Source organism: Streptomyces sp. NPDC001709, assembly GCF_053596375.1.
In genome coordinates this window covers 45,990-56,041 of the sequence record NZ_JBSFGB010000051.1, presented here as the reverse complement: position 1 = coordinate 56,041, position 10,052 = coordinate 45,990, and the positions used below count along the sequence as shown (strand labels likewise).

Genomic DNA, 10,052 nt, shown 5'->3' with positions numbered 1-10,052 from the left:
CGTTTTCAAGAATCGCCATCATTGTCAGACGCTGCGGGCAGCATCACCGCCGTGAACGCCATCCGTACCACCCCGCCGCAGCCGGGTCGCCGTGCGCGCCAGCGGGGCCAGTTGAGGGAAGAGCGCGGTTACGTCGACTGGCTGCGGCGGGGTGGTACGGATGGCGTTCACGGCGGTGATGCTGCCCGCAGCGTCTGACAATGATGGCGATTCTTGAAAACGGCCGGGGCCGCTCCTTGCCTCGCCTGGTTGGTCCTTGAAGTGAGTGGGGAGGGTGGGGAGCGAAGAGCAGGTCTTGATCACCTTCGGATAGGCTCGGGCCATGACCGGTGACTGGCGGATGGACCGGATCGGGGCTGCTCTGCGGGGTGAGAACCCGACCGTGTTGCGGCGCCTTGAGTCTGGCTTCGCGGTGATCGGCGACGTTCAGTTCCTGCCCGGGTACTCAGTTCTCCTCGCGGACGAGCCGGGTGTTCAACGGCTGTCTGACCTGCCGAGGGCCAAACGGCTGTCGTTTCTGTCCGGCATGGACCAGCTCGGAGAAGCGGTTGAGCGCGCCTGCCAGCGACTGGACCCCGAGTTCCGCCGGGTCAACCTGGAGATCCTCGGCAACACGGACCCGTTCTTGCATGCCCATGTCTGGCCGCGGTTCGAGTGGGAGCCGACCGAGCTGGTGGGCAAGCCGGTGTGGCTCTATCCGCGCGACCGGTGGAGTGACGAGCGATTCAAGCTCGGCCCGCAGCACGATGTACTGCGGGATGCGATCGGCAGCGAACTGGACCGGCTGTGGCCGATGCCCTGACCGTGCGGGCCCGGTGCTCAGTGACCGTCGGTGGACGTCAAGGAGTCCTTCGCAGCGGAACGATGTCGGGGATGGCCCTGGGGACTGACGGGCGGGCCGACTCCGGGGTTGCCAGAAGCGCGATGATGGTGACCGGCTGCTGGCAGTGTGGACAGTTTCGGGTCGCCGTCGGCTCCAACGGGTCGCGTTCCAGGGTTGGTTGTCGTGATGATGCTCGGCTGAACGGTTTGGGCTGCGGTGGCAACTCCGGCAGTGGGGGCGGTGTCTCTCGCCGAGCCAGCGGGATCGGTCTTCGTCCCGGGCCTGGTCACGTCTGCGTTCGGCGTCTTTGCGGCAGGCAGGTGAACAGTAGATCTGGCGGACAGCCCTGAGGGACTCGAAGGGGCCCTCGCAGACGGGACAGGTGCGTTTCTCCCGGGCGTCCTCGCTGGTGGGGGAGGTCATCCGGCACTCTTCCGAGCAGTAGATCCGGCGTCGGCCGGCCGTGGTGATGAACTCGATCTGGCAGGCCGGGCAGGTCTGCTGGACGGGTTTGTTCTGGCGGTTGGTCTCTTTGCAGGTGGGTGAGCAGAAGACCTGGCGGCTGGTGGCGGTGGCGGTGGTGAGACGTCCTGATGGCCGACCGGGCCTGGGCGGCTGCCGGTGGCAGTGTCCTGGACCGCTGGCCCGAGATCGCCGCCGCCGTCGCCCCGCAGCTGCCGGGCCACGTCGTGGCCATTGCGTTCGACCCGGAGACCAGTCAGCTGGACCTTCGTCCGGACTCGGCCGCTTACGCCACCCAGCTCCGGCTGATCAGCGCGCGGATCGTCGCCACGGCCAACCATGCGGTCGGCACGGACGCGGTGCGCACCGTGCGGGTCTTCCCTGTCAAGTCAATCTGTTCAGCTTGGCCTTCGCCGCTGGCTGGTGCTCTGACCATGAGGATCCGACAAGGTTTCTGGAATGCCTTGATCCTTCGCCGGTCTCCAATTACTCAAAACGGAGCTGCGGAAGACCGCTGTAGCGATGGTCCACAGGCATGGTCACCGCTTGAGGTGGTCCCACCACCATGCGATGTCTGGACCGTGCGCTGCGTATGGTCCAGTCGATGGTGGAGGGCAGCCACTGGGGAAGGTCGCTGGCGTAGCGGGCCACTGCGGGGCGTGGATCGGCGAGGAGCTGGCGTTGCAGGCGGAGCATGACGATGACCATGCGTTCGTACAGTTCCCAGACTTTGAGCAGCGCCTCTGCCGGTTCGAGGTGATGTTCGGCCGCCATCACGGTGAGGATGTTGACCTGGTGCGTTCCGGCTGCAGCCTCCTTGACGATACTGATCAGGTCGTTGATGACGGTGCAGGGGTGGAAGACGGCCAGGGTGAAGGCACGCACCACGCTGCCGGCGCATCCGCAGGTACTCACCCATCGAGGGAGGTACCGGCCTCTGCTGAAGAGCGCGTTTCCACAGCTGGCCGCCGAGCCAGTGCATATGTTCGACCTTGAGGGCTTGCACGCCTTCGGGCGGCAGACATTCCTCCATCATGCGACGCACGTCTCGCAGAGGCCGCCGGTGCTGTCGATGTAGTCGTCCCACAGGAAAGCCCAGTAGATGAAGCAGTTCATCGCGACTGCCGCCTCCGGGCTGATGAACGGCATTCCCGCGCTGGCGAACCGTCTGATACCGACACATGTGAAGAGCTTGATGTCCGTGCCCGACAGGCTCGCCAGGGTCCGGGCAAAGCGCGGTGTGAGCAGGCATGCCTGGTGATCTCCTTATCACCGATTGCGGTGAGCGATCATCTGCAGCAGGGCGGCCAGTTCCACCGCCGCCTTGGGTCGGGACGGGCGGCTATCAGATCGTCCAGAGTGGCGTTGACGTGCCGCCCGGCTTCCTGTACCGCCCACGCGCGGCCCCCGGTTGTCTCCATCAACAAGGCGGCCCGGGCCGGCTCCGCTGCGGACAGGGGGTCAGAGCACGCGTACGGGCGCGCAAGTTCCGCACCCGCCAGGGTGCCGCTGGCCAGTGCCGCCGTGCCGGTGAGGGGCTTTCAGCAGGTCCCACCACCAGGAGATGGCGGGGTAGGGCAACGGGTTGTCGGTGGCAAGGTCGGGGGGTGCGGTGGTGGTGTGCCGGCACAGGGCCGCAGTGGCGGGGTCGAGGTAGCGCAGGGCGGTGGTGGCGAAGTTGAAGTTCCCGGCGATGACCCGGTCGATTCCCTCGAAGTAAGAGTGGAGCTGGGCACTGGCGTCGGTGAGGACCTGATCGCGCAGGTGCAGGTACATGGCCATGACGGTGTTGCGGATCTGGACGGTGCGGCGCAGGGATTCCTGCCGCTTCAGTGCTGGATCGTCGGTGCGCAGGGCGCCGGTCAGGGTGTACTTGTCCTGGCCGAGGGACTCTTCCTTGAAACACGAGTACCGGTCGTTGTCGAGGACTGCGGTGAGGATGCCTGCGTGGGCCGCGGCGCGTACGGCGGGCGCGGCGAGTTCCGGGGCGGTGGTTTCGATGTCCTGGACGAGGTCGAGGTAGCCGATGGTCGCGTAGGTGCCTCCGGAGCCCGTGCGCATGGCCAGGTACTCGTTGACGCCGGGGGGCCGGTTGTTCTCGCGCAGGGCGGTCTCCCACAGCATGTACTGCAGCCAGGTCTCCTGGCCGCGCACCATCCGTTCATACTGCACGTCGCTGGCATGGATCCGGATGCGTTCGAGCGCGTCGCGCAGGGCTTCCTCGAAGGGGACGGCATCCGTCATCCAGGTGCCGGGAGCGCGCATGAGCTGGGCCCACCGGTTGATGGCGTGGACGACCTCGCCCAGGTGCCCCTTCCGGTCGGGGACGACGCGGTCGTTGGACTCGAAGGCCCAGGCCCCGTAGTCGGCCAGGGCCTGTTGGAGGGGCCCGGTGGCCCGGGGGAAGACATGGGCGGTGAGAAGCGCGCCGGCGTTGCCGTAGAGTTCGGCGAGTTGCGGATCTCCGCCGCCCAGGCCGCTCTTGCGGGCCCAGGCCACGCAGTCGTGCACGAGTTGCTGAGCGTTGGGGCGTACGCGGATTCGAGGGGGATCCAGAAGGTCAGGAAGCCGTCGTAGGGCTCGATGGTGGGCGGGACGCTGGTCACGGAGTCATCTCCCTGTCTACGGGCGGAATGCGCGGGAGTCAGTGGTCCCGGCCGGTGATCAGGTGTGCCAGAGCGGTCAGTTCCGCCGCGGCCACCGGTGCGGGCCGGGCCGCGGTCAGGTGCTCCAGGGCGGTACGGATGTGCCGGTCGGCCTCCCGCGCGGCCCAGGCGCGGCCCCCGGCGGCCTCCACCAGTTGTGCGGCCCGTGCCGTCCGGGCGGCGGACAGCGGCCCGGGGCCGACGTACAGTTCTGCCAGTTCCCGGCCCGCCTCACTGGTGGAGGCGAGCGCGGCGGCCACCGGCAGGGACTTCTTGCGCGCCGCCAGGTCTGCCCCGCACGGCTTGCCGGTGCGCTCCGGATCGCCCCAGATCCCCAGGAGGTCGTCGACGAGTTGGAACGCGGCCCCCAGGTGCGTGCCGAACGCCCGCAGCCGGTCCACCCGCGACGGGGGTGCGCCGCCGGCCACGGCCCCCAGGGCGCAGGCGGCGGTGATCAGCGCGCCGGTCTTGCCGTGGGCCATTGCCACGACGTCCGCGACCGGCACCTCCTGGCGGGTCTCCAGCAGGGTGTCGGCGTACTCGCCGTCGATCAGCTCCTGCACCGCTGCCGTCACCGTCCCCGGCCCCGACGCGCCCAGCGGCCCCGGTGCCTCCGCGACGATCTGGACGGCGAGGAAGAACAGCGCGTCCCCGGCCAGGATCGCCGCCGGCACCCCCAGATCCGCCCACACCGCGAGCCGTCCCCGGCGCAGCCGGTCGCCGTCGATGATGTCGTCGTGCAGCAGCGAGGCGTTGTGCACCAGTTCCACCGCCGCCGGCAGCCCGGCCTCCCGGGACCCGCCCATCGCCTCGCACGCCAGCAACACCAGCGCCGGACGCACCGCCTTGCCCGCACGCCCCCGCAACGGGCGGCCCGTGCGGTCCCACCAGCCGAAGTGCACCCCCACCGGATGCCGGATCCCCACCGGTAGCCGTTCCACCGCCGCCCGCAGCACCGGCGACGTCTCCGTCCCCGCCGCCCGCAGCACCGCCTGAGCATCACGCACCGCGGGCACCCTCGGCTCCACCGTCATTCCCGATCGCCTCCCTTGTGCCGGAGTCTCGAGTGAACCCGGAGCCTCCCGACGGCTCTCCAGCCGCCCGCGCGGCCGGAGGGGGGCACGGTTTCGTGCCCCCCTTACTTGACGCGTCCACGCCCCTCGTCGGCAAGGGGCGCACAGGGGCGCCGACGGTGGGCGACACCACCAAAACGCGTCGGGGGCACCCTTGAAGGACCACAACGCGCTCCTGATGAAACGTCTCGCGCCCGGCGCATACAACCCGGCTGCTTTCGGAGCTACTTGGTGTGCCGTGATGCGGCACACAGACGGTGTGGCCGACTCGTCCATCATCACGGTCCGCAGGGGCCGGATCCAACGCAGCTGGCAGGTCACGGACCCCCCAGCACACCGTCCTCCGGCAGCGGCTCCCACTGCTCCGTGATCCGGAACGAACACCACCCAGCACTAGCCCAACTTGCACTCGTGCGAGTCCTTGCAGGAATGGTGAAGTCCCACTGCAGTACCTAGTGCAAGATGTGGCGCACCGACCGCAGTGCGGACAATGGTGCCTTCTAGGATCGGCTCCATCCACACGGGCGTGGTGCGTGCGTACGACGTGATCCGCATGCTGTCGCGGGACGGGCGCCCCACCCCGCGCGGCGACGCGATCGCGCACTACGGGCGGATCGCCAAGACCCAGCACATCCTGCGCCTGGCCGACGAGCCCGGCTACCACAGGCAGATCAAGGTGCGGGCCAACCTGGGGTGCCGGTAAGAACCGTGTCACCAGCCGCAAACGGCGGTGATCAGTCCTCTGGCCTGGCCGGGGCAGTTCTGCCCTGTTGGTCGCCTCGGCGAGCGCGAGGCGACCGTCCTTCAGCGCGGGCCGAGGAGTTTCGCGATCGAGGTGCGGTGTTCTCCGGGCGGGCGAGCAGGTCGCGGGCGTGACGTACCTGTTCGCCGGTCATCGCCGGCGGGCGGCCGAGGCGGGATCGGTCGATTACTCGACAGCGCTGGGTTCGGTGCCGCCATGGCGGCGGAGGTAGGTCAGGACGGCGCGGACGCGGCGGTGGCCGCTGTCGCCGGCCGACAGGCCGAGTTTGAGGAAGACGCTGCCAATGTGTTTGTGGACGGCGTTGTCGGTGACGAAGAGCCGCTGGGCGATGGTGGCGTTGTCGTGCCCTTCGGCCATCAGAGCCAGGACCTCGCGTTCGCGCGGGGTGAGGGCGTCGACGGGATCGCTGCGGACGGCGAGGAGCTGGGCGATGACCTCGGGGTCCATGGCGGTGCCGCCGGCGGCCACGCGGCGCAGTGCGTCGGTGAACTCAGCGATGCGGCTCACCCGGTCTTTGAGCAGATAGCCGATGCCGCCGCGGGTGTCGGAGAGGAGGCGGCCGGCGTATTCCTGCTCGACGTACTGGGACAGGACCAGGACGGGAAGTCCGGGGCGGTCGCGGCGAGCCCGGAGGGCGGCGCGGATACCCTCGTCGCGGAAGGTCGGGGGCAGCCGCACGTCGACGATGGTGACGTCCGGGCGGTGGGTCTCGACGGCGGCGAGGAAGCCGGCGGCGTCCTCCGTGATCGCGGCGACCTCGAAGCCCTGGGAGCCCAGCAGGAGTTCGAGTCCGGAGGACAGCAGGACGTTGTCCTCGGCGATGACTACACGCACGGCAGCTCCACGGTGATGGTGGTCGGCCCGCCCGGCGGGCTGCTGATCTTCATGGTGCCGTCCAGGGCGGCGGCGCGGCGGCGAATTCCGTCCAGGCCGCTGCCTCGGGATGCGTCCGCCCCGCCGGTCCCGTCGTCGGTGATCTGTGCGGACAGCATCGCGCCGTTGCGGGTGACGTGGACGGCGGCCTTGGTGGCGCGGCTGTGCCGGGCGATGTTCGCCAGCGCCTCGGTGACGGCGAAGTAGGCGACCGCTTCGACCGCGGCAGGGACCTCACCGAGGTCGCCGATGTCGATGCGGGTCGGCACGCCGGCCCTGTCGGCCAGGGTGCCGAGCGCGCCGACGAGGCCCTGGTCGGCCAGGACCGGCGGGTAGATGGTGCGGATGACGGAGCGCAACTCGGTCATGGCCTCCTCGGTCTCGGCCTGGGCCTGCCGTACGAGCGCGGCGGCCGCGTCCGGGTCCTGGGGAAGGCTCTCCCCGGCCACGGCAAGCCGTATGGCGATGGCCACCAGCCGGGCCTGGGTGCCGTCGTGCAGATCGCGTTCGATCCGGCGGAGTTCCGCGCTGTGCGCCTGAAGGACGTCTGTGCGCGTCCGGGTGAGCTCGGTGACGCGCGCGGCCAGTTGTTCCGCGGGAGACGGTGCCAGGACTGCCAGGCAGCACCGCGCGTGCATCCGGGCGAGTGGCGGCAGCGCGATGGCCCCCAGCGCCGCAAGGAGCAGGAGTTGTGCCAGGTTGATCGTCAGCGCGGAGGCCCAGCTGTTGATACGGACATCGAGCAGCAGCAGCCGTGGCGGATCCGACGTGGGAAAGGCCCACCACCCCACGGTGACGACGAGGGTGAGGAGCAGGTTGCCCAGGCACAGCAGGGCGAGTATGCCCGCGGGCAGGCCGGTGGCCACCTGCGTCACGAGCCACGCAAGGTCGCGGCGCAGGGCGCGCGGGCGCGGCTGCACCGGTCGGCCCAGCACCGCCCCGGCGCGCCGGCGGTGGCGCTCCGCCCAGGTAGCCGCCAGCGACGGTACGCACAGAAGTGGCGCCGCCACGAGCGTCACCGTCGCGGTCATCAGGGTGCCGAGCAGGTAACGTCCGCTGCGCCCGGTCTGGACCAACCGTGCGCGGGCCTCGCCGATCACGCCGTGCACTGGTTCGCCCTCGTCTGTCGTACGGGACCGGGAGCGGCCCTCGGACGCGCCACTGTACGTGCCGGGAGCCCCCGCGGCACTACAGCCACCTGTAGGTTCCCATCGGCCGCCTGTGGTAGCGACACGCAACTCGACGCCTACCTAGCGTGTGATTCATGAGATCCACAACCCCGGCCTCCGCGCCGCAGAACCGCTCGTCCCAGCAACGTCACCGCCGGATCGGCCGACGGTGGCTCGCGGTCGCTGTGGCCGCAGTCGGCGCAGCGAGTGTGGCCATAGCCGTCCAGCCCTCGGACGGCGCGACCGCGAGGTCCACGCCCGGCTACCAGCAGGACGACCTGCGCCGGGACACCGATGCCATCCAGGCGCTGGGCATCACCGGCGTCCAGGCACGGGTGACCACCACCTCCGGCCGGGACCTGGTGGCCACCGCCGGCGTCGCCGTGGCGGGCGCGAACCACCCGGTGCCCCGCGACGGCTACTTCCGGATAGCCAGTACCGGCAAGGCACTCATGGCCACGGTGATCCTTCAGTTGGTCGACGACGGCAAGCTGTCACTGGACGACACGGTGGACCGCTGGCTGCCCGGCTTGATCGACGGCAACGGCAATGACGGACGGAAGATCACCGTGCGCCAGGTGCTGCAGAACACCAGCGGCCTCCACGACGACCTTCCCGGCTACGACACCCCGCAGCAGTACTACCAGCACCGCTACGACACCTACACCCCCGAACAGATCGTCGCCCGGGCGATGAAGCACCACCCGGACTTCCGGCCCGGCACCGGCTGGAGCTACTCCAACACCGGCTACGTCGTCCTCGGCATGATCGTCGAGAAAGCCGCCGGGCACGCATGGCAGGAGGAGGTCGAGAGCCGGATCCTGAAACCGCTCGGCATGAACCACACCTACCTGCCGGGCACCACGTCCACCCTTCGCCGCCCGCACGCCGACGGCTACCAGATCTTCGCCTCCGGCGAACGGACGGACGTCACCGAACAGATCGTCCCCGACCTCGGCGGCTATGTCTCCACTACGGCAGACGTCAACCGTTTCTTCCAGGGACTGCTGGGCGGCAAACTGCTGTCCGAGGTGCGCGTGGCCGAAATGCAGAACACCGTCCCGGTCCCCAAGCCCTTCGACGCGTTCTGGCCCGGCGGACGCTACGGCCTCGGCTTGGTCAACCGCCCCCTGAGCTGTGGCGGCAGCTACTGGAGCCACGAAGGAGGCGAAGCCGGCTACATCACCCTGAACGGCGCCACCGACGACGGCAGCCGCACCGTCACCGTCTCCATGTCCACCAGCTTCAACGACCTCCATAAAACAATCCGGCAGCAAAAGGCCGCCAGCGACCTCGTCGACCGCGCGCTGTGCGACACCTCCGGCAACAAACAGGGAAAGTAGCCGCCCAGGCCGTTCGTGCCGACCCCGGGCCACCACAAGCCGCTCCCGGCAGCGGCACCGGCCGGCACGGGCGGTTGTCCAAGAGCGCAGCGAGGTCGAGGCGGGCGTCCATGTCGAGGTTCACTTCTCCGTACCGGCGGACACAGGGCCGAAGCGCCGAGCGAGCAGCGGCATCAGTCCTGCTGATATGGAGTGAAGCAGACCGTGTTGGACGTGATCGCGGCCGCGGCTTCAGGATGACCGCATGACCTTTTCCTCTGCCATCGCCTCCTTCGCCGTAGTGGCAGGCATGCTGACCATCATGCCGGGACTGGACACCGCTCTGGTGCTACGCTCCGCCATCACCCTGGACAGGCGCCGGGCCTTCGCGACGGCGCTGGGGATCCTCTGCGGCGTGCTCGTGTGGGGCGTGGCCGCAGCGGTCGGTGCCGCGGCGGTGCTCAAGGCATCCCATCTGCTGTACGACGCGCTGCGCGTGGCCGGTGCCGGGTACCTGGCGTGGCTGGGGATCGGCATGCTGCGCCGGACGCTCAAGGAGCGCGGCCGGTCCGTGTCGGAGGATGCGGCGGGCGGAGCGAGAGCCACGACCGCGGAGGCGACATGGGCACGGTCCTGGTCGCGCGGGCTGGGCACCAGCCTGCTGAACCCGAAGAACGGCGTCTTCTACATGGCGATGCTGCCCCAGTTCATCCCCACTGGCGCCCCGCATCTGCTGATGGGGGTCGTCCTGGCGACCGTGCATGACCTGGAGGGGCTGGTCTGGTTCAGCGCGCTGATATTCGGCACCCAGCTCGTCCGCCGGTGGCTGAACCGCGGCTCGGTGCAGCAGGCCATCGACGCGATCACCGGCTCGGTACTCGTCGGCTTCGGCATCAAGCTGGCACTCGCGGACAACTGACCG

Annotated in this window: 9 protein-coding genes and 2 pseudogenes; 6 read left to right on the top strand and 5 right to left on the bottom strand. The window is 69.3% G+C overall.

All coding sequences use genetic code 11. The features are described 5' to 3' along the window. Positions 1 to 322: 322 nt before the first annotated feature. Both ACWC0C_RS42465 and ACWC0C_RS42460 read left to right on the top strand, forming a co-directional pair. Positions 323 to 802: an HIT family protein gene (locus ACWC0C_RS42465; RefSeq protein ID WP_450870078.1), complete on the top strand. Its 480-nt coding sequence runs from the start codon at positions 323 to 325 to the stop codon at positions 800 to 802. 614 nt (positions 803 to 1,416) lie between these two features. Beyond that, a pseudogene (locus ACWC0C_RS42460) lies at positions 1,417 to 1,650 on the top strand (DciA family protein); the annotation flags it as partial. A gap of 121 nt (positions 1,651 to 1,771) precedes the next feature. On the opposite strand, the gene ACWC0C_RS42455 reads toward ACWC0C_RS42460, so the two are convergent. Beyond that, positions 1,772 to 2,269: a terpene synthase family protein gene (locus ACWC0C_RS42455; protein ID WP_450870080.1), complete on the bottom strand. Its 498-nt coding sequence runs from the start codon at positions 2,267 to 2,269 to the stop codon at positions 1,772 to 1,774. A gap of 118 nt (positions 2,270 to 2,387) precedes the next feature. On the opposite strand from ACWC0C_RS42455, the gene ACWC0C_RS42450 reads away from it, so the two are divergent. Next, positions 2,388 to 2,546 (top strand): hypothetical protein, encoded by a 159-nt coding sequence (locus ACWC0C_RS42450; RefSeq protein ID WP_450870077.1) that lies wholly within the window; start codon positions 2,388 to 2,390, stop codon positions 2,544 to 2,546. 200 nt (positions 2,547 to 2,746) lie between these two features. Here the strand turns inward: ACWC0C_RS42450 and ACWC0C_RS42445 are convergent, their stop codons facing one another. Both ACWC0C_RS42445 and ACWC0C_RS42440 read right to left on the bottom strand, forming a co-directional pair. Further along, positions 2,747 to 3,796, bottom strand: coding sequence for a terpene synthase family protein (locus ACWC0C_RS42445; RefSeq protein WP_450870075.1), 1,050 nt, complete (start codon positions 3,794 to 3,796; stop codon positions 2,747 to 2,749). Positions 3,797 to 3,929: 133 nt separating this feature from the next. After that, positions 3,930 to 4,937 (bottom strand): polyprenyl synthetase family protein, encoded by a 1,008-nt coding sequence (locus tag ACWC0C_RS42440; protein WP_450870073.1) that lies wholly within the window; start codon positions 4,935 to 4,937, stop codon positions 3,930 to 3,932. 577 nt (positions 4,938 to 5,514) lie between these two features. Here ACWC0C_RS42440 and ACWC0C_RS42435 point away from each other — a divergent pair. Then, a pseudogene (locus tag ACWC0C_RS42435) lies at positions 5,515 to 5,685 on the top strand (Tn3 family transposase); the annotation flags it as partial. Between the two features lie 246 nt (positions 5,686 to 5,931). Here the strand turns inward: ACWC0C_RS42435 and ACWC0C_RS42430 are convergent. Both ACWC0C_RS42430 and ACWC0C_RS42425 read right to left on the bottom strand, forming a co-directional pair. Continuing rightward, on the bottom strand, positions 5,932 to 6,600 hold the full coding sequence (locus ACWC0C_RS42430) for a response regulator (protein ID WP_450870072.1): 669 nt from the start codon (positions 6,598 to 6,600) through the stop codon (positions 5,932 to 5,934). Further along, a complete protein-coding gene (locus ACWC0C_RS42425) occupies positions 6,591 to 7,748 on the bottom strand; it encodes a sensor histidine kinase (protein ID WP_450870070.1) in 1,158 nt (385 codons plus the stop codon). The genes ACWC0C_RS42430 and ACWC0C_RS42425 overlap by 10 nt, the downstream gene beginning before the upstream one ends. Before the next feature lie 155 nt (positions 7,749 to 7,903). Between ACWC0C_RS42425 and ACWC0C_RS42420 the strand changes: the two genes are divergently transcribed. Next, the gene (locus ACWC0C_RS42420) at positions 7,904 to 9,151 is read left to right on the top strand and encodes a serine hydrolase domain-containing protein (protein WP_450870068.1); all 1,248 of its coding nucleotides are present in this window, start codon (positions 7,904 to 7,906) and stop codon (positions 9,149 to 9,151) included. Positions 9,152 to 9,395: 244 nt separating this feature from the next. Further along, positions 9,396 to 10,049: a LysE family translocator gene (locus ACWC0C_RS42415; RefSeq protein ID WP_449199941.1), complete on the top strand. Its 654-nt coding sequence runs from the start codon at positions 9,396 to 9,398 to the stop codon at positions 10,047 to 10,049. Positions 10,050 to 10,052 lie beyond the last annotated feature (3 nt).

What these genes read in the sequence shown, in the direction of transcription:
- ACWC0C_RS42465 (WP_450870078.1), top strand. Translation starts at nt 323, where the DNA reads ATGACCGGTGACTGGCGGATGGACCGGATCGGGGCTGCTCTGCGGGGT.
- ACWC0C_RS42420 (WP_450870068.1), top strand. Translation starts at nt 7,904, where the DNA reads ATGAGATCCACAACCCCGGCCTCCGCGCCGCAGAACCGCTCGTCCCAG.
- ACWC0C_RS42415 (WP_449199941.1), top strand. Translation starts at nt 9,396, where the DNA reads ATGACCTTTTCCTCTGCCATCGCCTCCTTCGCCGTAGTGGCAGGCATG.
- ACWC0C_RS42450 (WP_450870077.1), top strand. Translation starts at nt 2,388, where the DNA reads ATGAAGCAGTTCATCGCGACTGCCGCCTCCGGGCTGATGAACGGCATT.